Here is a 20,790-nt window from a genome sequence, read left to right on the forward strand (position 1 = left end):
TCACACACTTCCTTCAGCCTGCATCGTCAGCCTGAGATGCTGCTCGATCAAATATTCCGTTCCGCTCCGGCTGTGATGCTCGGCCGCTGTGGCCGCTGCGTCGGCGTCCCGCTTTCGGATCGCCTCGACGATCGACGCATGCTGTTCAACGAGGTCACCCTCGTTGCCTGGTTGGCCGGGGTCTCCCCACCAAAGGGTCATCAGCTCGGCTTCAAGCTGCAGCGTCGCCGAGGTCAGCCTGCTGGATTGGGAAGCGATGCTGATGGCCACATGGAACCGGGCGTCCATGCGCCGCCGTGCCCGTTCATCGGCGGTGTCCCGGTGGCGCGTCACCAGTTCTTCCAGATGCTCAACATTTTGAGGGTCTGCGCGGCCGGCGGCCAGCCGGGCGGACATGGATGAGATGCCGGCCGCCAGATCCCCGAGGTCTCGGAGGGCTTCAGTGCTGGTATCCCGGAGCTTGTGCTGCAGCTGCGTGTCCGTGAGTTCGATCTGCCGGCGGATGACGCTTCCGCCGCTGCGGCCGCGGCTGGTTTCGATGAGGCCCTTGGTCCGGAGGGCGGCAAGGGACTGGCGAAGGGTGATCGGCGAGATGCCCAGCTCTCCGGCAAGGACGGATTCCGTGGGTAGCCGGTCACCTTCGGTCAGGATGCCCATCAGGATTGCGGTTTCAATCTGGTACGAGACCTGGTCGGCGCGGCCCAGCCCCTCGGGCTCGCTGCCCCGCAGCAGCAACAGAAGATCCAGTGAACGCGTGGACAGCGCCGTGCTCTGCATTCCCGGGGCCCTCCTGCCGGTCCATCCGAAGCGGGAGGCGGCCGCCGTCGGCCGTTCCCTATTACCTTCAATCCTTGCATATTTCCGGTTTTGGGTGAGGGAACGGCCCGCGGCGGGGTAACCGAAGTTCGTAGTATTAAATCGGTGCGGGCCGGAAACGGCGGAGAACAACCTGGATTAGTGCGCTGGCCGTGTTGGGCGCATGGCTCCCGGGAGTCATACCAATGGTTCAGGTGGCCCGTACTCAACGCAAAACGGACGACGGCGGGAGGTCCCGCCGTCGTCCGCCCGCCGCCGTCTTCAGCCCGCTAAGCCGGGACGACTCCCGGCTCGGGCTGCAGTCCCCAAGTCATCTTCCGGATCGCCTCACTCTGGAGCCCGCTGAGCGCCGCGAGCTCGTAATCGTCCATGACGCCCAGCCTGCGCGCCGCGGCGAGGAGCTTCAAGCGGCGCCCCTCCAGGTCCGCCTTCGAGGCCTCGAGTGTGGCCAGCTCTGACTTCAACGAACCAATCGCCGCAAGCTGCTGCGCGGGCGGCAACCCTGACGGCGCCAGCTCGTCACTGGACAGGCCGATGGTCCGAACAGCCCAGCGGGACAGCCCCGCGGCCTTGGCGAGGGCGGTGATCTTCAACCCGTCGCACAGCGCCTGTGCGACGTGCTGGTTCAGTCGGATCGAGAGGGCGCGCATGCTGCTGGCATTGAACGAAATCCGCTGCCGGTCCTCGCGGAGGAGCTGACGGAGGCGTTCCGCCTGGACAGCAGCCCGGTCAGCCTTACGCCGTCCCCGGTAACGGTAGAAGCCGCCGTCGGCCGCGGGTAAATCAACGGGGTGCAGAACGGCCAAAAGGCACTCCTCAGGTCGGAAATCCCGCCAGGCGGGCCGGTGTACCTAAAACGCTAGACACAAGAATCCGCCCGCGGAAATACCAATCCTGCGTGGAGCCATAACCAAAAAATGTGGGCGCGGGCCATAAGGGACGCTTATCCGTCCACGCACTTTAGGTCTTATCCAGACGCGCCAGGATTCCCTAGGGTCGAAGGAAGCGAGTACCGCTCCCTCCTGAATCCGTAGGAAGAGACCATGCCTAAATTTGAACCTGCATCACGGGTGTCCCGCATCAAGTCATCCGCCAGCGTGGCCGCCGCGGCCCGCGTGCGAGAGCTGAAGGCGGAAGGGCGCCGGATCCTGGACCTGACAGTCGGGGAGCCGGACTTCGACACCCCGGAACACATTAAAGCGGCCGCCATTGAAGCGATCACCCGCGGGGAAACCAAGTACACGTCCGTCACCGGAACCCCCGCCCTGCAGCAGGCGATCCTCCAGACCCTCGAGCTGCGCACCGGCATCCACTACACCCCCGCCGAGATCACCATCGGCGGCGGCGCCAAACAGGTGATCTTCACCGCCTTCATGGCCACCCTGGACGCCGGCGACGAAGTCGTGGTGCCCGCCCCGTACTGGGTCTCCTACCCGGACATGGTGCTCGCCAACGAGGGCACGCCGGTGATCGTTGCCTGCGGCGAGGAGACGGGATTCAAGCTCACACCCGGGGCACTGGCCGGGGCCCTCACCGAGCGCACCAAATGGGTCATCCTGAACACGCCGTCGAACCCCACCGGCGCCGTCTACTCCCCGGCGGAACTGCGCGCGCTGGCCGACGTCCTGGCCGGCTTCCCGCACGTCCAGATCCTGACGGACGAGATTTACGACCAGATCTACTTCGGCACAGGCAAGCTCTCCAACCTGGTGGAGGTGGCCCCGGAACTGAAGGACCGCATCCTGGCGGTCAACGGCGTGTCCAAGGCCTACGCCATGACCGGCTGGCGCCTGGGCTACGCAGCAGGACCGGCCCCGCTGATCGCCGCGATCAACAAGCTTCAGTCGCAGATCTCCTCCTGCCCGTCCTCCGTCAGCCAGGCCGCCGCTGCCGCCGCCCTCACGGGCAGCCAGCGCTTCGTGCAGGAAAGCCTCGAGACCTACCGCGGCCGGCGCGATGCGGCAGTCGCGGCGCTCAACGCCGTCGACGGGCTGTCATGCACGACGCCGGAAGGCGCCTTCTACGCCTACGTCAACTGTGCGGGAGTCATCGGGAAGACCACCACCGAGGGGCAGGTCATCGCCACCGACGAGGACTTCACCCTCTACCTCCTCGAGGCGGCTTCCGTCGCCGTCATCCAGGGATCGGCCTACGGGCTGGGACCCTACTTCCGCATCTCCTACGCCACCAGCCTCGACGTCATCGACGAGTCCATCGCGGCCATCGACAAGGCCGTCCGGGCCCTCAACTGATCCAAACCCACCGAAGGAAAACGCCGTGATCCACGTCAAAACCACCATCGAACGACCCGAAGCCGACGCGGTCAGCCGCCTCGCGAAGTTCTCGTCCGCCACGATCCACGAGGCACAGGGCCGCAAGGGCGCCCTCAGCTCCAGGATCAAGCCGATCGACCGCGCCATGTCCTTCTGCGGCCCGGCCGTCACCGTGCGCTGCGCCCCGCGGGACAACCTCATGCTGCAGGTGGCCATCCACTACGCCGAAGCCGGGGACGTCATCCTGGCCGCGGCAGGGGAGTACGAGGAAGCCGGAACCTTCGGCGACGTCCTCGGCAACGCCATGAAGGCAAAGGGCCTCGCCGGCCTGGTGACCGACTCGGGCGTCCGCGACACCCAGGACCTCATCGAACTGGGGCTGCCCGTCTTCTCCGGCAGCATCTCCATCAAGGGCACCGTGAAGGAAACCATCGGCCCCATCAACCACCCCGTGGTCTTCGGCGACGAGATCATCTACCCCGGCGACGTGCTCCGCGGTGACGCGGACGGCGTGGTGGTGGTCCGGAAGGACGAGATCGAGGAAGTCATCCGCCTCTCGCAGGAGCGCGACGACGCCGAGCGCGAACTCATCAGCCTCTACCAGGCCGGCGGAACCACCATCGAGCTGTGCAACCTCACCGACGTCCTGAAGTCCAAGGGACTGCTCGTCGAAGAGGCCTGACCGATCGCGCCAGCCGCGGCAGCACCGCCGTCGTACGGGAAAATCTCCCGTGCGGCGGCATTGGCGTGCGGGACGACGGCGCGAACAAGCATTAGCTGCCAGTTCGCGCTGTCCCTTGTGGCGGAGTCTCCGTGGCCGCCGGAACCTACCGGGCCGGGTGGCGGGGCTGGGCAGCGGCCGTGCCCTCCAAATACCAGACCGTAGATCCGGCACTTCCTGCCGGCATGATGCTGCCTTCGAAGATGAAGACGGCATCCGTGGAGCGGTCCTCGGGGCGCCAAAAGCCGTTGGCCGGGCAGTGGAAACCTGTTCTGGCCGCGAGTCCCGGGCGTGTGTCGGACATTCTTCGTATAGTGCTGATCTTTTTCACGGCGGCCTCCCAATAAATTCATTACAAAAGTAACTGCCGCAATTCCTCGGCTTCCCTTTAATTCTAGATTCGGGAGCGCCCTGATACTAAGACTAATGATGAGTGGCCTAATAAGCGGATGCTATGGACGGATTACCGCGCGTATTTGTTGCTCAGCATTTCCTGGAGCATTTCCTTCAGGACCAGCAGGACCGCAGAGGCGGCTTCCGAGAGGGGGTCGTGATCAGGGGTGCACAGCGCGATTTTGCATTGCAGCGCCGGATCCACAATCCGCAGGACATGGAAGTCCTCCTCATGGAACAGGGCGTCCGCGGCCGACTTGGGCATGATGGTGGCGCCCAGGTCTGCGCGGAGGAGCCGGGCCAGGGACGGCACGGACTCCACCTCGCCCACCAACTGGAGCGTGAGCCCTTTGCTGGTGAATCCCGTTTCGACAACCTGCCGCAGGGTGTGGATCTTCTCGGGAAGGAATAGCCCGAAACGCGCCACGTCCTCCAGCGAAATTTCACCTTTTCCGGCTGCCACATCGGATCTGTTGGCGTTCACCACAAAATGCAGGTCCTCCACGATCAGCGTGGTGAACTGAACGCCGCGGATGGGGCCCGGCTCGTAAATGAGCGCCATGTCCAGCCGGCCGTTCTTGATGGCCTCGCTCAGGACGCCGCCGTAAATTTCCGTGACGTGCAGGATTATTTCCGGGTACCGGCGGCCCACTTCGCCGATGATCCGCGGCGTCAGGCTGGAGGCCATGCTGTACGGCGCGATCGCGATGGAGACGCGGCCGGACGGCGCGGCTCCGGACGCGGCAACGTCCTGGCGTGCCTGCTCCACCAGCCGCAGGATGGACTGGGCATGCCGGTACAGGGTGTGCCCCGCGGCGGTGGGCTTGACGCCCTGCTTGCTGCGGATCAGGAGCCGCTGCTTGAGGTCGGTTTCCAGTGCCGACACCTGCTGGCTCAGGGCAGGCTGCGCCACGTGCAGCGCCGCTGCGGCCTTGGTGATGCTGCCCGAATCCACAATCTGGACAAAGTACGCAAGCTTCCGCGTATCCATGGCGCCTTCTCTCTTCGCGGCGTCCAGACCCCGGGAAGGTCATAACCGGATGCCAATTCATTAATCGTACATTCTACCCGCAGGGTTGATATGCAATTTCACGATGACGTCAGATGCATTTCGCATGCTAATGGGATTTACCGGGGAAGCCGTTCCCTTTTACATTTCTGAAATATACGGTCCCTACCTTGAATGTATTCGCGAAAACGCGGTGACAAGGCGGAGCCTGATGATTGGAACGAGGTGGCACGAATGATGGCAGCACCCTACGGCGCACCCGTCATAACCAGCGCCTATCCCGTGACATGGATTACGTCTTTGTGTGAGCCAATTCGCAATGCCAGACTTTTTGACAGAAGCCCGGCAGTCCGGGCTGCCGGACCGCAAGCCCCGTACCGGGCACGTTCCCGGAATTCACTTCACTACCGGAAGCTGAACTCTGCGCCCCGCTGCGCAGCTGTGCAGCCAACATCCCAGGAGGGCTCACATGGGACCCACAGTTGATCTCGTGGCAGATCTCGGAGAAGGCTTCGGCGCCTACTCGATGGGCGACGACGCGGCCTTGCTCGAGGTGGTCTCGAGCGCCAACATCGCCTGCGGATTCCACGCCGGAGACCCCGACATCATGAACGCCACGGTCGCCGAATGCGTGCGGCGCGGCGTCAGCATCGGGGCGCACCCCAGCTTCCCCGACCTCCGGGGCTTCGGCCGCCGGGCCATGGACCTCACCGCCGACGAAGTCCGCAACGACATCCTCTACCAGTTCGGCGCACTGAGCGCCTTCGCCGCGTACCACGGCTCCGGCGTCGCCCACATCGCACCGCACGGACGCCTCGGCAACCTGGTGGCCACCCGCGCCGACTATGCGGAAGCCGTGGCCGACGCCGCCGCCCGCATCAACCCGAATCTGATCGTCCTGGCCCAGGACGGCGAACTTGCCGACGCCGCTGCGCTGCGGCAGCTCCCGGTCGCCATCGTCGGCATCGCCGACCGCGCCTACGAGGCAGACGGCACGCTGGTGCCGCGAAGCCGCCCCGGCGCCGTCATCCACGATCCGTCGGCCATAGTGGACCGCACCATCCGGATGGTCTGCGAAGGGCTCATCGAAACGGTGTCCGGGACCGACCTGCGGATCGTCGCCGACACCGTCCTCCTGCACGGTGACACTCCCGGCGCCGTCCAGCTGGCCCGCACAGTCCGCGCCGAACTGGAACGCGCCGGCGTGACCATCGCCCCCGTCGCGCAGGTCCTGGCCGCCAAAGTGAAGGCAGCCTGACATGCCCGCCACCGCAACGCCGACCCCGGTGGAAGTCTTCGAGTCCGGGGACGCCGCACTGCGCGTCGTCGCCTCGTCACCGGACCGCGAGGCCAACTGGAGCACCGTCCATGCCCTCGCCGGATGGCTGGAAGCTGCAGGGGCCGACGGCGTCCACGGCGCCGTGCCCACCTACGACTCCCTGCTCGTGGAATTCGATCCCGGGGTCACCTCCGCGCGCCAGGTCCGTGCCTTTGTCCTGCTGGGAATGCGCCAGCTCGACTTCATCGGTGCCCCGGCCCGGGCTCCGCGGGAGTTCAGCGTCCCCGTGGTGTACGGCGGTGAATATGGTCCGGACCTGGAACGCGTGGCAGAGCACGAGCAGCTGCCCGTCGAGGAGATCATCGCACTGCACACTGCAAAGTCCTACGTGATCCGCTGCCTTGGCGCCCCTGCCGGCTCACCCATGATGGACGGCCCCGATTTTCCGCTCCCCGTGCCGCGGCTGAAGGACCCCCGCCTGTCCGTCCCGGCAGGTGCCGTGGCCGTCGCGGGCCGGCAGGCAGTCATCGCCCCGGCCATGGCCCCCGGCGGATGGTGCGTCATCGGCCAGACGCCGCTGGCAGTCCTGGACGTCACCAGCGAACCGCTGGTTCCCTACCTTCCCGGCGATCTGCTGAGGTTCCACCCGATCCGGCCCGAAGAATTCACCACCTACGCCGGCCGGAAACTGGAGGCGGCACAATGAGCGGCTCCCTGGTCATCCAGCAGTCCGGCAACTCCGTGGTCACCGACCTGGGCCGTTTCCGCGGACCCCGGTTCGGGCTGCCCGTCAACGGTGCTCTGGACCAGTTCTCCGCACGCGCGGCCAACATCCTCACCGGTAATGCGGACAGCGCGCCCCTGCTGGAGATCACCGCGCTGGATTTCCGGATGCGGGCCACCACCGACATCCTGGTCGCCGTCACGGGAGCACCCCTGCGGCTCACGGTGGACGGGCGCGAATGCCAGCAATGGGAACCGATCTCCGTGCGGGCAGGGGAAACCGTGGCGCTGCGCCAGATCACCGGCGGACTCCGCGCCTACCTTGCCGTCCACGGCTCGGTGGAGGCACCCGTCCTCCTGGGAAGCTGCGCCCCGGACACCGTCATCGGTTTCGGTCTTCGACTGACCGACGGCACCGAACTCAAGACCTCGCGAAGCGTCCCGCCGATCCGGCAGCCGTACTTCGACCTCCCGCTGTTCCGGCTGGGACTGACCCGGCCCGAATTCAGCAGCCATGCGGTGGTGGAGGTCACGGACGGGCCCGACGTGGACGAATTCGGCGACACCGCGGACCTGCTCTACAGCACCGAATACACCGTCAGCGCCCGGAGCAACCACATCGGACTGCGCCTCGGCGGGGACCTCCCCGAACGCCAGTCGGGCGCCGAAGTGCTTTCCCGCGGCGTCCCGGTCGGAGCGATCGAGGTGCCGTCCCGGGATGAACTCCTGGTGCTGCACCGGGGCCGCGGCGTTACCGCAGGCTATCCGGTCCTCGCAGTGGTCACCACCCGCTCGCTGGATGTGCTGGCCCAGGCCAGGCCGGGTCACACCATAACTTTCCGCAGGACCACCGTCCCCGACGCCACGGCGAAGCACAGGGCGGCCCTACGGGAGCTGGAAAACCTCCGTTCCACCGTCAGCACAGTCTTTGCCCTCCTCGGCATCGGCAGCCGGCCGAGCTGGCAACAGTTCGCCCCGGCGGCCGGAAGCTAACACCCCTCGCGTCAGATCCAAAGCCTTGTTACCATCCCCCTTAGTAAGGAAAGCCATGTCAACTTCTACGCACGCGGCCCAGCCGCAAGAGCGGCTCAGCAGCAAGCAGACCCGCAAAGTTGTTACGGCCGGCTGCGTCGGCATTTTCGTGGAGCTCTACGACAACGGCATCTTCGCCTTCATGGCGGGAACGCTTGCCCTCGTCTTCCTGGCGCCAGGCAACCCGGACAACGCCCTGCTGTTTGTCTTCGCCGGCTACGCCGTGTCATTCTTCGTGCGCCCCCTCGGCGCCGTGGTCTGCGGGTTCCTGGGGGACCGCATCGGGCGCCAGAAGCTCCTGGTCTTTGTCATTCTGCTGATCAGCGTTGCCACGGCGGGCATCGGCCTGCTGCCGGCTTACTCGGCCATCGGCATTGCCGCCCCGATCCTCCTGGTGCTGCTCCGCATGCTGCAGGGTTTCTCCGTTGGCGGTGAAGCCGCCGGCGCCATGACCTTCCTCGCCGAGCACGCACCGGAAGGCAAGCGCGGCATCATCACCTCCTACGCCCAGATCGCCTCGTTCGCAGCCCTGCTCACCGGCACGCTCGTGGCCTACTCCATGTCACCCTGGCTGACCCAGGCAGCCATCGACGGCGGCGGCTTCGGTGCCTTCGCCTGGCGCATCCCGTTCCTGGTTGCCATCCCCATGGGCATCATCGGCTGGTACATCCGCAAGGCCATCAGCGACACCCCGAACTTTGAGAAGCTCAAGGAAGAAGGCGGGCTGTCCCAGAACCCGCTGAAGGAAGCCTTCGCCTCCGCCGAACACCGCCGCGCCATGCTCCTGGCCCTGTTCATCCCGCTGATGAACGGCTCCGGCTACTACGTCCTCTTCTCCTACATGCCCACCTTCCTGAAGGGCAAGCAGCTCAACTTCACCATCGGCGAAGCACTCCTCGTCACCGCCTGCAGCCTGGTGGTCATCTGCATCGCCATCCCGTTCATGGGCGCCCTCTCCGACCGCGTGGGACGCAAGAAGGTCATCGCCGGCTCCGCGATCGCCATGGCAGTCCTCGGCATCCCCTCCTACGCCCTGATCGCCACCGGAGAAATGGCGCTGGCCATCCTGGGCGCCTGCATCATGGCCGTCGTCTTCGCCGGCCACACCGCAGTGATCCACATCCTCATCGTTGAACTGTTCCCCACCCGCGTCCGGTACTCCGCCTACGGCCTGGGCTACAACATCTCCTCGGCACTCTTTGGCGGCACCGCCCCGCTGCTGATGACCTGGCTCATTTCCTCCACCGGCAACATCTACATGCCCGCTTTCTACGCCGTGATCACGGCACTGGGCACCCTCGCCGCCGTCAGCACGGTCAAGGACCGGGCGCACCTGCCCCTCCGCGACGCCTAAACCCCACCCATCCGAACAGCAGTGCACTGCCCCCGCCGGCAGTGCACTGCACCAATTGCGGGGCATCAACTGCGCTGCACCCACAGGAGACTTCCATGCCTTTCTCAGACTATTCAACTGCCCTCGTCACCGGCGCATCCACCGGCATGGGCGCCGCGATCGCAGAACGCCTGGCCAAGCGGGGACTCACCGTCCACGCCCTCGCCCGCAACGAGGAGCGCCTGACCGAACTGGCGGACAAGACCGGTGCGATTCCCCATGTAGTGGACCTGACCGACACGGCGGCGCTGGCTGCCGCCGTCGGAAATCTTAAAGTGGATGTCCTGGTGAACTGCGCCGGGGTGTCCCGGCCGGGGAACATCCTGGACTCCAGCGAGAGCGACATCGACGAACTCGTGGACGTCAACCTGCGCGGCCTGCTGCAGCTGACCCGGCTGGTGCTGCCGGGCATGGTGGAGCGGGACCGCGGCCACGTCATCAACATCAGCTCCATCGCCGGGGTGTACAACTTCTACGGCCACACGGTCTACCACGCCACCAAAGCGGCAGTGCACCAGGTCTCCCGGCAGCTGCGCAACGACACGGTGGGCAAGCGCATCCGCGTCACCGAAATCTGCCCCGGACGCGTCGAAACGGAGATCTTCGGCCGCAACATGGGCGGCACTCCCGAAGCCATGGAAGAGGCGTGGAAGACGTATTACGAAGGGTACGAATCGCTGACCACGGACGACATCGTCAACGCGATGGACTACGCGATCGAAACACCACGCCACGTTAATGTCGGCATGCTCGAACTCATGCCAACCTTCCAGGTCCCCGGCGGCCTCACCTTCGACCGCCGCTAACGGCCCCCGCCCCAACCACCACCGATTGAAACAGGTTTTCCCGATGCAAACAGTCCGCACCGTCAGCTTCCCCGACCAGCAGCTCCTGGACGATCTCTCGCCCCTTCCCGAAGGGCTGAGGGGAGTGGTGTGGGACTTGAAGGCAGATCCCGACGGCGGGACGCTCAGTGAGATCGACGGCGTCATCCTTCCGTACATCGACGCCTCCGCCGTGCTGGGGTCCCTTGCCGGCGTCCCCAACCTCAAGTACGTCCAGACGCAGTCCACCGGATACGACGGCGTGATCGAGGCCGCCGGTCCGGCGGCCAGCGTGGCCAGCGCCTCCGGCGTCCACGCCGCCGCCACCGCCGAACTGGCCGTGGGGCTGATCCTGGCGAAGCTGCGCGGCATCGACCAGGCCGTCCGCGATTCGCAGTACGGGCTGTGGCGCCCGGAACGGCGCCAGTCGCTGGCGGACCGGCGGGTTCTGCTGGTGGGTGTCGGCGGGATCGGGCACGAAATTGCCCTGCGCCTGGCGCCGTTCGAGGTCGCCGTCACGCGGGTGGGAAGCTCTGCGCGCACGGATGAGCACGGCGAGGTTCACGGGTCTTCCGAACTGACCGCGCTCGCCGCGTCGCACGACATCCTGGTTTCCGTGCTGCCCCTGAACCAGCAGACCCACCAGCTGATCGGCGAAGAAGTCCTCGCCGCCCTCCCGGACGGTGCCCTGGTGGTCAATGTGGGCCGCGGCGCCGTGGTGGACACGGCTGCCCTGACCAAGGAAGTCCTGTCCGGGCGCCTGCAGTGCGCGCTCGACGTCGTTGATCCCGAACCGCTGCCCCAGGACCACCCGCTGTGGTCCACGCCGAACGCGCTGATCACGCCCCACATCGGCGGCAACGCGTCGGCGTTCCAGCCCCGGATCCTGAAGCTCCTGAGGCAGCAGCTCGAAGCCCTGGCCGCCGGGCAGGCTCCGGCCAACCTGGTGCAGAGAGGCCCCTTCTAGCCACAAGCGCCCACCCACCAAGCGCGAACGGACACTTGGCGCCCCTCCTCGAAGGGCCGCAAGTGTACGTTCGCGCCACCAACGACCGACTACCAGCGCGATACCGCGCAGACCGCGGCGAAGGAGCTGCTCTTTCCATGAATTCACTTTTTGATCTGACGGGGCGTGTTGCCCTGGTGACCGGTTCGAGCCGGGGGATCGGCAATGCGCTGGCGCGGGCGCTGGCGGATGCGGGGGCGACGGTGGTGTTGAACGGCATTAATGTTGAGCGGTTGAAGGCGGCGGAGGCTGCGATGGCGGCCGGGTATCCGCCGGGGCGGGTGCACAGCTGCGCGTTCGATGTCACGTCCGATGCCGGGGCGGCGCGGGGTGTGGCGTGGGTGGAGGAGAACGTGGGTCCGCTGGAGATCCTGGTGAACAACGCGGGGATCCAGCACCGGGTGCCGATGCTGGAGCTGGATGTGGCGGACTGGGAGCGGGTGATCTCCACGGACCTGACGAGCGCGTTCCTGGTGGGGCGTGAGGCGGCGCGGCACATGATCCCGCGCGGGCGGGGGAAGATCATCAACATCTGTTCGGTGCAGACCGACCTGGCCCGGCCCACGATCGCCCCGTACATCGCGGCGAAGGGCGGGCTGCGGAACCTGACCCGGGCGATGACCGCGGAATGGGCGGCCTCGGGCCTGCAGATCAACGGGATCGCGCCGGGCTATATCCATACCGAGATGACGCAGAACCTCGTGGACGATGAGCAGTTCAACGCTTGGATCCTGGGCCGGACTCCGGCGCACCGGTGGGGGACCGTGCAGGACCTGGCCGGGCCGGCGGTGTGGCTTGCCTCCAGCGGCTCGGACTTCGTGAACGGGCAGACCATTTTCATTGACGGTGGAATGACGGTGGTGGTCTGATGGGCGGAGTTCACCAGCTTCCTGCCGGCGGCCCGGCCGTGGTGGCGCATGCGGCCGGTGACCTCCGGATCGAGGACGTGCCTCTTGGGACGCCTGCTCCGGAGGAGGCCGTCGTCGAAGTGGCTTACGGCGGTATCTGCGGTTCGGACCTGCATTACTGGCTGCACGGTGCGGCCGGGGAATCGATCCTGAAGGCGCCGCTGGTGCTGGGGCACGAGATTGTCGGCACGGTGCTGCAGGGCGCGGCGGACGGCACCGGACCGGCCGCGGGGACCCCGGTTGCTGTCCATCCGGCCACGCCCGGCCCGGGCGCGGCCCGGTATCCGGCGGACCGGCCCAACCTCTCACCGGGGTGCACGTACCTGGGCAGCGCTGCCCGTTTCCCGCACACCGACGGCGCCTTCAGCCGGTACGTGAACCTGCCGGCACGGATGCTCCGGGCACTGCCGGCAGGCCTTAGTCTGCGGACCGCGGCGCTGATCGAGCCCGCCTCCGTGGCCTGGCATGCGGTGGCCCGGGCCGGGGACGTCAGCGGCAAAACGGCCCTGGTGATCGGCAGCGGCCCCATCGGAGCACTGGCCGTCGCGGTGCTGAAACGGGCCGGTGCCCGGCGGATCGTGGCTGTGGACATGCACGCCAAACCGCTGGACATCGCGGCGGCCGTGGGAGCGGACGACGTGCTCGCCGCCTCCGACGCGGCGGCGATCGCCGCGGTCGAGGCCGACGTCGTGATTGAATCCTCCGGCAATCACCACGGCCTGGCCTCCGCCATCCAGGGCGCCGCCCGCGGCGGCACCGTGGTGATGGTGGGCCTGCTGCCCGCCGGCCCGCAACCTGTCCTGATCTCACTCGCCATCACCCGCGAACTGGAGCTGAAGGGCTCCTTCCGCTTCAACGACGAGATCGACGACGTCATCACGGCCCTCGCCGACGGCACCCTGCTCATCGACCCGGTCATCACCCACGAATACCCGCTGGAGGACGCCCTGGAAGCCTTTGAAATGGCCCGGAACTCCGCCGAATCCGGCAAGGTACTCCTGAGTTTCGGGGCCACCGGCTAGGACAGTCCGCCCAGGCCCACGCCTAGGCAGGCCCGCGCAGGCGTTCCATTTCGCGGCGGTCCCTCTTGGTGGGCCGGCCGGTTCCGCGGTCGCGCTGCGGGAGACCGAGCGCGGGCGCTTCGGGCCGCGGCGGGGTGTGGTCGGTGAAGCAGTGCGCGGCCGCCTCGGCGCCCACCCGCTTGGCGATCAGCCGACGGACTTCGAGGATCCGTTCATATCCCGGCTGGCGGACCCGGACGGTGTCGCCCGGCACCAGGGACTGCGACGCCTTGGCCGGGTTTCCGTTCAGCCGGACGTGCCCGGCGCGGCAGGCTGCCGTGGCAGCTGAACGGGTCTTATAGGCGCGGATGGCCCACAGCCAGGCATCGAGGCGGACTGTGGCGGGGGCGGACGGAAGGCTGGTCATGGCTGCTGCCACTATAGCGGGCCACCCGGCCGTCAACCGTCGTTGGGGGCCGGCCCAGGCCAGACGCCTAGCCTTCGCAGTCCTTGCAGTACTTCTTGCCGTCCTTCTCGCGGGCCAACTGGCTGCGGTGGTGGACCAGGAAGCAGGACATGCAGGTGAACTCGTCCTTCTGGACGGGAATGATCTGCACGAGGAGTTCCTCGTGGGACAGGTCCGCCCCCGGCAGCTCGAAGGAGTCGGCCAGGTCGGACTCATCAACGTCGATTTGCGACGTCGATGCGGCAGAGCGTTCAGGCTTAAGTACGTCGGTCGTGGCGTTTGCCTCGTCCTCTGTGCTCACCCGAGGTGCGTCATAGTCGGTTGCCATGTGCCGGTCTCTCCTTGGAGAAGACGAAGACGGCGTCTGCTCACCGTCTGAAGGAAAAACATCTTAGCCATTCGAGCGGAAACTTGAAAGGTCAGCCGTGTAGCCGCTGGCGGTAGGCCCGCGGGGTTTCGCCGGCGTCGTTGAGGAAGTGCCGGTTGAAGTTGGACAGGTTGGAGAAACCCACCTCGTAGCAGATCTCGGAGACGGCCTTATCGCTGTGCTCGAGCAGGCGGCGGGCATGGGCGAGCCGAAGCTTGCGGACCAGGTCGCTGAAGTTCTGGCCGGTGGCGCGCTTGAAGTACTTCGAGAAGGTTGGTTCCGGCATGCCAACCAGCGCCGCGGCCTCGGACATCTTGACGGTGCCGGCGTGGTTGCCGAAAACGTACTCCAGGACAATATCGACGACGGCGGCGGCCTGGCTGTCCAGCTGGGGCCGGAACCATTCGTCGGCGAGGTATCGCCGTTCATCCTGCGGGGCGCGGGCAAGGACCGCAAAGAGTTCCAGGAGGTGGCGGAGCCGCTCCAGGCCGGTGGTGGAACCCATCGCTTCGATGGCTGCGGCGGCGGTCTCCGCCGAGCGCCCCAGGAATTCTATGCCCCGTGCCGACTGGTCCAGCAGCGGCTTGACCTCGGCCATTTCGGGGACAAGAGCCGCCGTCTGCTCAACCCATTTGGCGTCGAACTGGATGACGGCGTCACGGTTCTCCAGCACTTCGCCGGGCTCCAGGTCGCTGACCCAGTCGTGCGGCAGCCCGGACCCGACAAGCGAGACCTGCCCGGCCTCGAAGGTGCCGATGTGGTCCCCGACGATGAACTTCCCGGTGCCCTTCCGGATGAGGTGGATCTCGTACTCGGGATGGTAGTTCCACCGTGCCACGGGGCTGGGGTAGTCGTGCTGGTGCCACCGGACCGAGTGGTTCGGGTCGGGCGGGATGACTTCCCTGTTGGCCCGCATCCCCAGCAGCCTTTCGGCCAGCCGGGCGGTCGCTCCCTCTGCTCCGTCGGTGAGGTCCGCAGCACTCATAGTGGTTCTCCACGTTCTGGGTTTATGAAAAATGGACGCATCGTGACTGCCTCTCCCCAGATTATCGCCTCACCCAGGGGCCGGTGCGGAAAATTAGTATCAGAAACTGGCAACCACGGCGCTAGTTGTGCGCTGTCCCACAGCCCTATCGTTGAGGAACAACAGCGGGGCACCCCCGGATTTCCCGGCCACCAGCCCCGTCCGGTCCGGTACATCGACATGGCAGTCGAGTGCGGGGACCGCGCACCCCTGAAGAACAAAGGAGTCCTTGAATGCGCTCAAAAATGCGTGCTGCGACCCTGGCCGCCGGCGCTTTGTGCGTCGCGCTGAGTGCCTCGGCCTGTGCAGGTGCCGGCGGAGGCAATTCCGCTGGCGACCCGAACAGCATCAATGTCCTGATGGTGAACAACCCTCAGATGGAGGACCTGCAGCGGCTCACCGCGGAGAATTTCACCAAGGAAACCGGCGTCAAGGTCAATTACACGATCCTGCCGGAGAACGACGTCCGGGCCAAGATCAGCCAGGAGTTCTCCAGCCAGGCCGGACAGTACGACGTCGCGTCGCTGTCCAACTACGAGATCCCGTTCTACTCCGCCAACGGCTGGCTCGCTCCCCTGGACAAAGTGGCCGCGGACCCGGCCTTCGAGCAGGGCGACATCCTGCCCGCCTACACGGCGTCCCTCACAGGCGAGGACGGCAAGCTCTACGGCGAACCGTTCTACGGCGAATCGTCCTTCCTGATGTACCGGAAAGACATCCTGGACGCCAAGGGCCTGACCATGCCGGAGAAGCCCACCTGGGATGAGGTGGCGGACATAGCGGCGAAGGTGGACGGGGCCGCTCCGGGAATGAAGGGGATCTGCCTGCGCGGCCAGCCCGGCTGGGGCCAGGTCTTCGCGCCGCTGACCACCGTGGTGAACACGTTCGGCGGCACCTGGTTCGACAAGGACTGGAACGCCCAGGTCAACTCCCCGGAATTCACCGAGGCAGTCGAGTTCTATACCAAGCTGGTCCGCGAGCATGGTGAACTGGGCGCGGCCCAGGCCGGCTTCACCGAGTGCCTGAACAACATGAGCCAAAGCAAAGTGGCCATGTGGTACGACGCCACCTCCGCCGCCGGAGCCCTGGAAGCCGAAGCATCACCCGTGAAGGGCAAGATCGGCTATGCCCAGGCCCCGATCAAGGAAACCAAGTCCTCCGGCTGGCTGTGGACCTGGTCCTGGGCCATGCAGGCAGCCTCAAAGAAGCAGGATGCTGCCGGGAAGTTCATCGCCTGGGCCAGCTCCAAGGAATACGAGGAACTTGTCGCCGCCAAGCTCGGCTGGGCGAAGGTGCCCTCCGGCAAGCGCATCTCCACTTACGAGAACGCCGAATTCCAGAAGGCGGCGCCGTTCTTCAAAGCAGAGCGCTTCGCCATCGAGAACGCGGACCCGAAGAACCCCGGCGCGCAGGAACGCCCGGCCGTCGGCATCCAGTTTGTCGGCATTCCCGAGTTCGCCGCCCTCGGCACCAACGTGTCCCAGGGCGTCAGCTCCGCCATCGCCGGCCAGGGTTCCGTGGCTGATGCGCTGGCCAAGGGCCAGGAAGCCGCACAAAAAGTCGGCAATAAGTACAAGTAGCAACAACCCAACAGCAGGAGAATCCCATGACTACCGCAACGGCGCGTATCTCCCGATCGGGACGCAGCGCAGCCACCCCCTCCAAGAGTGCCAAATCACGTGAGCGTGCGCTGGCCTGGGCACGGCGCGCGCCGCTGCTGCCGGCCCTGATCTTCCTGATCGTCGTCACCCAGCTTCCGTTTGTGGTGACGCTGATCATCTCGTTCCTGAACTGGAACAGCCTCAGCCCGGACAAGACCGCCTTTGCCGGGTTGGAAAACTACGTCACGGTCCTCACGGATCCGGACCTGCGCCAGGCAATCTTCACAACCATCCTCCTGACCGTCTCCGTGGTCCTGGTAAGCCTGCTCGTCGGCCTGGGCCTGGCCCTGCTGCTGGATAAGAAGTTCGTCGGACGCGGACTGGCGCGGACCCTGCTGATCGCCCCGTTCCTGGTGGTTCCCGTAGCCGCGGCGCTGATCTGGAAGCACGCCCTGCTCAACCCCACCTACGGGCTGATCAACGGCATCCTGACCTGGGTCTGGTCCTTGTTTGGCAGCGCAGCGGCGCCGCAGCTGGACCTCCTGTCCCAGGCACCCATGATGGCCGTCATCGTCTCGCTGGTCTGGCAGTGGACGCCGTTCATGATGCTCATCCTGCTGGCCGGCCTGCAGTCACGGCCCATGGACACCGTGGAAGCAGCGCAGATGGACGGCGCTACACCATGGGCCATCTTCCGGCACCTCACGCTGCCGCACCTGCGCCAGTACCTGGAGCTGGGCGGCCTGCTCGGGGCGATCTACATCGTGCAGAACTTCGACGCCGTGTTCACCCTCACCGCAGGCGGACTGGGCACTGCCAACCTTCCCTACGCGATCTACCAGACGTTCTACTTCGCCAACGAATACGGCCTGGCCTCCGCCGCCGGCGTCGTGGTGGTCATCGGCACCATCATCGTGGCCACATTCGCACTCCGCACCGTCTTTTCACTCTTCAAGAAGGAGGCAGCACGATGAGCACCCTCACCCCCGCCGCGCCCCGCAATACGGGCTCTGCCCGGTCCGGATCAGCCACGGCGTTGAATGGCGGCCGCCCGCCGCGGCGCGGCAAGACCCGCATGGATCCCACCCGCAACAACACCGCGGCCGGGCTCGCGGCCTGGCTGCTCGCCCTGCTCTTTGCCGCCCCGGTGGTGTGGATGATCCTGACGTCCTTCCACTCCGAAACCGATGCAGCAACGAACCCGCCGTCTATCGCCGCCAATCTCACCCTGGACGCCTACCGGGAATTTTTCGGGGAAACCTCCGGCGTCAGCCCGTGGCCTGCGCTGATCAATTCGGCCACCGCCTCGATCCTGTCCACGGTCCTCGTCCTGGTCCTGGCCATCCCTGCGGCATATGCCCTGTCCATCCGGCCGGTGAAGAAGTGGACCGACGTGATGTTCTTCTTCCTGTCCACGAAGATGATGCCCGTGGTGGCCGCGATCCTGCCGCTCTACTTGTTCGCCAGGACCGTCGGCGCCCTGGACAACATCTGGTTCCTGATCCTGATGTACACGTCCATGAACCTTCCCATCGCGGTCTGGATGATGCGGTCATTCCTCGCGGAAGTACCGGTCGAGATGCTCGAAGCCGCCCAGATCGACGGCGCCAACCTGCTGCTGACCCTCCGGAAGATCATCGCCCCCGTGGCCATGCCCGGCATCGCCGCGACCGCCCTGATCTGCTTCATCTTCAGCTGGAACGAACTGCTGCTGGCACGGGTCCTCACTGGCGTGGTGGCAGGCACCGCCCCGGTCTTCCTGACCGGCTTTGTCTCAGGCCAGGGACTCTTCCTCGCCAAAGTCTGCGCCGCCGCCGTCGTGATCTCCCTGCCGGTGCTCTTCGCCGGCTTTGCCGCCCAGGACAAGCTCGTCCAGGGACTCTCGCTCGGCGCCGTCAAGTAACACCACCACCCCCTTTCGATTCCCACAGGAGTACTTCGATGACAACATCAACCACGCAGTCCACCGTGGCCCACCCGCAACTACCAACCACGATGCGCGCCGCCATCCTGAAGCGCCAGGGCGAGATGGCCATGGAAACCCTGCCCGTCCCGCAACTCGACGCCGACCAGGTCCTGGTCCAGGTCGCCGCCGTCGGCGTCTGCGGCAGCGACGTCCACTACTACGAGCACGGCCGGATCGGCGACTACGTGGTGGACCACCCGCTGATCCTGGGCCACGAACTCTCCGGCAGGATCGCCGCCGTCGGAAGCGCCGTGGACCCCGGGCGCATCGGCCGGCGGGTCGCCGTCGAACCCCAGCGCCCCTGCCGCAAATGCAAGCAGTGCAAAGCCGGCCGCTACAACCTCTGCCCGGACATCGAGTTCTACGCCACGCCGCCGATCGACGGTGCCTTCGCCGAATACGTGACCATCCAGAGCGACTTCGCCTACGACATCCCGGACAGCGTCAGCGACGAAGCAGCGGCCCTGATCGAACCGCTCTCGGTGGGGCTCTGGGCCTGCGAACGCGCCGGAATCAAGCCCGGCAGCCGGGTCCTGATCGCCGGCGCCGGTCCGATCGGCATCATCGCCGCCCAGGCCGCCCGTGCTTTCGGCGCCACCGAAATCTACATCAGCGACATCGCCGAAGACCGGCTGGCCTTCGCCCTGGAACACGGCGCAACCCACGCGCTGAACGCCAGGACGGACAGTGTGGAGGGGCTCGACGTCGACGCCTTCATCGACGCTTCCGGCGCACCGCAGGCGGTCCGTTCCGGCATCAAGGCGGTGGGACCGGCCGGGAAGGTGATTCTGGTCGGGCTGGGGGCGGACGACGTCGAACTCCCCGTCTCGTACATCCAGAACCGGGAGATCTGGCTCTCCGGAGTATTCCGCTACACCAACACCTGGCCGCTGGCCATCCAGCTGATCGCCGACGGAAAAGTGGACCTGGACATCCTGGTCACCGGCAGGTTCGCCCTCGCCGACTCCGAGGACGCGCTTAAAGCCGGCAAGCAGCCCGGACAGCTCAAAGCCGTGGTCTACCCGGGGCGCTGAGCATGATCACCGTCATCGGCGAATCCCTTGTGGACATCATCAGCGACCCGCGCCGGCCGCAGGACGTCCGGGCACACCCCGGCGGCAGCCCCCTCAACGTGGCAGTGGGGGCTGCCCGCCTGGGCCTGGCAACGAACCTCGTGACGCACTATGCAGCTGACCGGTACGGGCTCATGATCGAAGGGCACCTGCTGGCCAACGGCGTCACAGTGGTCAGGGGCGGCAGCGCACCCACGTCAACCGCAACCGCAACGCTCAATCCAGACGGCGCCGCCACCTACGCGTTCGACATCGGCTGGGACATCAACGGGGCATCACTTCCGGCACTGGCCGCTGTGGAGGGTTCGGAGCACGTACACACGGGTTCAATCGCTGCCGTGCTGGCGCCGGGGGACCAGGCGACGCTTGCCCTCGTGAAGGCGGCCCGGCGGCACGCGACCATCAGCTACGACCCGAACTGCCGGCCCGGGATCAGCCCCGATGCACCCGCGGCGCGCGCACGGGCTGAACTCTTTGTTGCCGCCAGTGACGTGGTCAAGGCCAGCGATGAGGATCTGGCCTGGCTCTACCCCGACAGGACGCCGGAGGAATCGGCGGCAGCCTGGCTCGAGCTCGGACCGGCCATCGTGGCCCTCACCCGCGGGGCGGAGGGGCCGGTGGTCGTCAGCAGCGGAGCCCGGGTGGAAATGCCGGGGGAAGCCATCACTGTGGCGGACACCGTCGGGGCGGGGGACTCGTTCATGGCGGCCCTGATCTCCGGACTCGCGCAGCTGGACGCGCTGGGCGCCCCCGCACGCTCACGCCTGCGGAACATCACCACGGATGAACTCCGCGCCTTGGCCGGCTACGCGAACAGGGCCGCGGCCGTCACCTGTTCCCGGCCCGGCGCCAATCCGCCCGCGTCAGCCGAACTGGGTTCCTTGACCGGCTCCCTCACTGCATCGGAAGGTTAGA

Annotated in this window: 22 protein-coding genes; 15 read left to right on the top strand and 7 right to left on the bottom strand. The window is 66.4% G+C overall.

The window, feature by feature from the left end; all coding sequences use genetic code 11:
- Together BS38_RS0105055 and BS38_RS0105060 are read right to left on the bottom strand one after the other, a co-directional pair.
- Positions 1–777, bottom strand: a complete 777-nt coding sequence (locus BS38_RS0105055) for a FadR/GntR family transcriptional regulator (RefSeq protein WP_051628738.1) — start codon at positions 775–777, stop codon at positions 1–3.
- Positions 778–1,085: 308 nt separating this feature from the next.
- Positions 1,086–1,622 (bottom strand): hypothetical protein, encoded by a 537-nt coding sequence (locus BS38_RS0105060; RefSeq protein ID WP_028269803.1) that lies wholly within the window; start codon positions 1,620–1,622, stop codon positions 1,086–1,088.
- Positions 1,623–1,859: 237 nt separating this feature from the next.
- On the opposite strand from BS38_RS0105060, the gene BS38_RS0105065 reads away from it, so the two are divergent.
- Positions 1,860–3,068, top strand: a complete 1,209-nt coding sequence (locus BS38_RS0105065) for an aspartate transaminase (protein ID WP_028269804.1) — start codon at positions 1,860–1,862, stop codon at positions 3,066–3,068.
- Positions 3,069–3,093: 25 nt separating this feature from the next.
- A complete protein-coding gene (locus BS38_RS0105070) occupies positions 3,094–3,771 on the top strand; it encodes a 4-carboxy-4-hydroxy-2-oxoadipate aldolase/oxaloacetate decarboxylase (protein WP_028269805.1) in 678 nt (225 codons plus the stop codon).
- Between the two features lie 145 nt (positions 3,772–3,916).
- Here BS38_RS0105070 and BS38_RS0105075 read toward each other — a convergent pair whose 3' ends face one another.
- Positions 3,917–4,114 (bottom strand): hypothetical protein, encoded by a 198-nt coding sequence (locus BS38_RS0105075; RefSeq protein WP_197024900.1) that lies wholly within the window; start codon positions 4,112–4,114, stop codon positions 3,917–3,919.
- A 159-nt stretch (positions 4,115–4,273) separates the two neighbouring features.
- On the bottom strand, positions 4,274–5,194 hold the full coding sequence (gene nac / locus BS38_RS0105080; protein ID WP_028269807.1) for a nitrogen assimilation transcriptional regulator NAC: 921 nt from the start codon (positions 5,192–5,194) through the stop codon (positions 4,274–4,276).
- Between the two features lie 487 nt (positions 5,195–5,681).
- Here nac and BS38_RS0105085 point away from each other — a divergent pair, with 487 nt between their 5' ends.
- The 8 genes from BS38_RS0105085 to BS38_RS0105120 all read left to right on the top strand — a co-directional run bounded on the left by BS38_RS0105085 (position 5,682) and on the right by BS38_RS0105120 (position 13,399).
- Entirely contained in the window at positions 5,682–6,470 is a 789-nt protein-coding gene (locus BS38_RS0105085; RefSeq protein ID WP_028269808.1) for a LamB/YcsF family protein, read from the top strand.
- Between the two features lies 1 nt (position 6,471).
- Positions 6,472–7,197, top strand: coding sequence for a 5-oxoprolinase subunit B family protein (locus BS38_RS0105090; protein WP_028269809.1), 726 nt, complete (start codon positions 6,472–6,474; stop codon positions 7,195–7,197).
- Entirely contained in the window at positions 7,194–8,207 is a 1,014-nt protein-coding gene (locus tag BS38_RS0105095) for a biotin-dependent carboxyltransferase family protein (RefSeq protein ID WP_028269810.1), read from the top strand. Before BS38_RS0105090 ends, BS38_RS0105095 begins: the two co-directional genes overlap by 4 nt.
- Before the next feature lie 55 nt (positions 8,208–8,262).
- Positions 8,263–9,600, top strand: a complete 1,338-nt coding sequence (locus BS38_RS0105100; protein WP_028269811.1) for an MFS transporter — start codon at positions 8,263–8,265, stop codon at positions 9,598–9,600.
- 95 nt (positions 9,601–9,695) lie between these two features.
- Positions 9,696–10,445 (top strand): SDR family oxidoreductase, encoded by a 750-nt coding sequence (locus tag BS38_RS0105105; protein WP_028269812.1) that lies wholly within the window; start codon positions 9,696–9,698, stop codon positions 10,443–10,445.
- A 43-nt stretch (positions 10,446–10,488) separates the two neighbouring features.
- On the top strand, positions 10,489–11,430 hold the full coding sequence (locus BS38_RS0105110; RefSeq protein WP_028269813.1) for a 2-hydroxyacid dehydrogenase: 942 nt from the start codon (positions 10,489–10,491) through the stop codon (positions 11,428–11,430).
- A 137-nt stretch (positions 11,431–11,567) separates the two neighbouring features.
- Positions 11,568–12,338: an SDR family oxidoreductase gene (locus tag BS38_RS0105115; protein WP_028269814.1), complete on the top strand. Its 771-nt coding sequence runs from the start codon at positions 11,568–11,570 to the stop codon at positions 12,336–12,338.
- Positions 12,338–13,399, top strand: coding sequence for an L-idonate 5-dehydrogenase (locus tag BS38_RS0105120; protein WP_028269815.1), 1,062 nt, complete (start codon positions 12,338–12,340; stop codon positions 13,397–13,399). The genes BS38_RS0105115 and BS38_RS0105120 overlap by 1 nt, the downstream gene beginning before the upstream one ends.
- Before the next feature lie 22 nt (positions 13,400–13,421).
- Here the strand turns inward: BS38_RS0105120 and BS38_RS0105125 are convergent, their stop codons facing one another.
- From BS38_RS0105125 to BS38_RS0105135, 3 genes are all read right to left on the bottom strand, one after another.
- Complete coding sequence (locus tag BS38_RS0105125) at positions 13,422–13,805, bottom strand: RNA-binding S4 domain-containing protein (protein ID WP_028269816.1); 384 nt, start codon at positions 13,803–13,805, stop codon at positions 13,422–13,424.
- 67 nt (positions 13,806–13,872) lie between these two features.
- On the bottom strand, positions 13,873–14,172 hold the full coding sequence (locus BS38_RS0105130) for a DUF4193 domain-containing protein (protein WP_028269817.1): 300 nt from the start codon (positions 14,170–14,172) through the stop codon (positions 13,873–13,875).
- Positions 14,173–14,263: 91 nt separating this feature from the next.
- Positions 14,264–15,196, bottom strand: coding sequence for an AraC family transcriptional regulator (locus tag BS38_RS0105135; protein WP_081818816.1), 933 nt, complete (start codon positions 15,194–15,196; stop codon positions 14,264–14,266).
- A gap of 272 nt (positions 15,197–15,468) precedes the next feature.
- Here BS38_RS0105135 and BS38_RS0105140 point away from each other — a divergent pair, with 272 nt between their 5' ends.
- The 5 genes from BS38_RS0105140 to BS38_RS0105160 are packed head-to-tail and all read left to right on the top strand — an operon-like array spanning position 15,469 to position 20,789.
- Positions 15,469–16,815: an ABC transporter substrate-binding protein gene (locus BS38_RS0105140; RefSeq protein WP_028269819.1), complete on the top strand. Its 1,347-nt coding sequence runs from the start codon at positions 15,469–15,471 to the stop codon at positions 16,813–16,815.
- A gap of 26 nt (positions 16,816–16,841) precedes the next feature.
- Complete coding sequence (locus BS38_RS0105145) at positions 16,842–17,810, top strand: carbohydrate ABC transporter permease (protein WP_028269820.1); 969 nt, start codon at positions 16,842–16,844, stop codon at positions 17,808–17,810.
- Positions 17,807–18,739, top strand: coding sequence for a carbohydrate ABC transporter permease (locus BS38_RS0105150; RefSeq protein WP_028269821.1), 933 nt, complete (start codon positions 17,807–17,809; stop codon positions 18,737–18,739). Before BS38_RS0105145 ends, BS38_RS0105150 begins: the two co-directional genes overlap by 4 nt.
- A 38-nt stretch (positions 18,740–18,777) precedes the next feature.
- Positions 18,778–19,836: an NAD(P)-dependent alcohol dehydrogenase gene (locus tag BS38_RS0105155; RefSeq protein ID WP_043437700.1), complete on the top strand. Its 1,059-nt coding sequence runs from the start codon at positions 18,778–18,780 to the stop codon at positions 19,834–19,836.
- 2 nt (positions 19,837–19,838) lie between these two features.
- Entirely contained in the window at positions 19,839–20,789 is a 951-nt protein-coding gene (locus BS38_RS0105160) for a carbohydrate kinase family protein (RefSeq protein ID WP_028269823.1), read from the top strand.
- The last annotated feature ends 1 nt before the right edge of the window (position 20,790 follow it).

This window comes from Arthrobacter sp. UNC362MFTsu5.1 (assembly GCF_000685965.1).
GTDB lineage: Bacteria > Actinomycetota > Actinomycetes > Actinomycetales > Micrococcaceae > Arthrobacter.

What these genes read in the sequence shown, in the direction of transcription:
- BS38_RS0105110 (WP_028269813.1), top strand. Translation starts at nt 10,489, where the DNA reads ATGCAAACAGTCCGCACCGTCAGCTTCCCCGACCAGCAGCTCCTGGAC.
- nac (WP_028269807.1), bottom strand. Translation starts at nt 5,194, where the DNA reads ATGGATACGCGGAAGCTTGCGTACTTTGTCCAGATTGTGGATTCGGGC.
- BS38_RS0105065 (WP_028269804.1), top strand. Translation starts at nt 1,860, where the DNA reads ATGCCTAAATTTGAACCTGCATCACGGGTGTCCCGCATCAAGTCATCC.
- BS38_RS0105140 (WP_028269819.1), top strand. Translation starts at nt 15,469, where the DNA reads ATGCGCTCAAAAATGCGTGCTGCGACCCTGGCCGCCGGCGCTTTGTGC.
- BS38_RS0105145 (WP_028269820.1), top strand. Translation starts at nt 16,842, where the DNA reads ATGACTACCGCAACGGCGCGTATCTCCCGATCGGGACGCAGCGCAGCC.
- BS38_RS0105125 (WP_028269816.1), bottom strand. Translation starts at nt 13,805, where the DNA reads ATGACCAGCCTTCCGTCCGCCCCCGCCACAGTCCGCCTCGATGCCTGG.
- BS38_RS0105105 (WP_028269812.1), top strand. Translation starts at nt 9,696, where the DNA reads ATGCCTTTCTCAGACTATTCAACTGCCCTCGTCACCGGCGCATCCACC.
- BS38_RS0105095 (WP_028269810.1), top strand. Translation starts at nt 7,194, where the DNA reads ATGAGCGGCTCCCTGGTCATCCAGCAGTCCGGCAACTCCGTGGTCACC.
- BS38_RS0105120 (WP_028269815.1), top strand. Translation starts at nt 12,338, where the DNA reads ATGGGCGGAGTTCACCAGCTTCCTGCCGGCGGCCCGGCCGTGGTGGCG.
- BS38_RS0105085 (WP_028269808.1), top strand. Translation starts at nt 5,682, where the DNA reads ATGGGACCCACAGTTGATCTCGTGGCAGATCTCGGAGAAGGCTTCGGC.
- BS38_RS0105135 (WP_081818816.1), bottom strand. Translation starts at nt 15,196, where the DNA reads ATGAGTGCTGCGGACCTCACCGACGGAGCAGAGGGAGCGACCGCCCGG.
- BS38_RS0105155 (WP_043437700.1), top strand. Translation starts at nt 18,778, where the DNA reads ATGACAACATCAACCACGCAGTCCACCGTGGCCCACCCGCAACTACCA.
- BS38_RS0105100 (WP_028269811.1), top strand. Translation starts at nt 8,263, where the DNA reads ATGTCAACTTCTACGCACGCGGCCCAGCCGCAAGAGCGGCTCAGCAGC.
- BS38_RS0105055 (WP_051628738.1), bottom strand. Translation starts at nt 777, where the DNA reads ATGCAGAGCACGGCGCTGTCCACGCGTTCACTGGATCTTCTGTTGCTG.
- BS38_RS0105115 (WP_028269814.1), top strand. Translation starts at nt 11,568, where the DNA reads ATGAATTCACTTTTTGATCTGACGGGGCGTGTTGCCCTGGTGACCGGT.
- BS38_RS0105150 (WP_028269821.1), top strand. Translation starts at nt 17,807, where the DNA reads ATGAGCACCCTCACCCCCGCCGCGCCCCGCAATACGGGCTCTGCCCGG.
- BS38_RS0105075 (WP_197024900.1), bottom strand. Translation starts at nt 4,114, where the DNA reads ATGTCCGACACACGCCCGGGACTCGCGGCCAGAACAGGTTTCCACTGC.
- BS38_RS0105160 (WP_028269823.1), top strand. Translation starts at nt 19,839, where the DNA reads ATGATCACCGTCATCGGCGAATCCCTTGTGGACATCATCAGCGACCCG.
- BS38_RS0105130 (WP_028269817.1), bottom strand. Translation starts at nt 14,172, where the DNA reads ATGGCAACCGACTATGACGCACCTCGGGTGAGCACAGAGGACGAGGCA.
- BS38_RS0105090 (WP_028269809.1), top strand. Translation starts at nt 6,472, where the DNA reads ATGCCCGCCACCGCAACGCCGACCCCGGTGGAAGTCTTCGAGTCCGGG.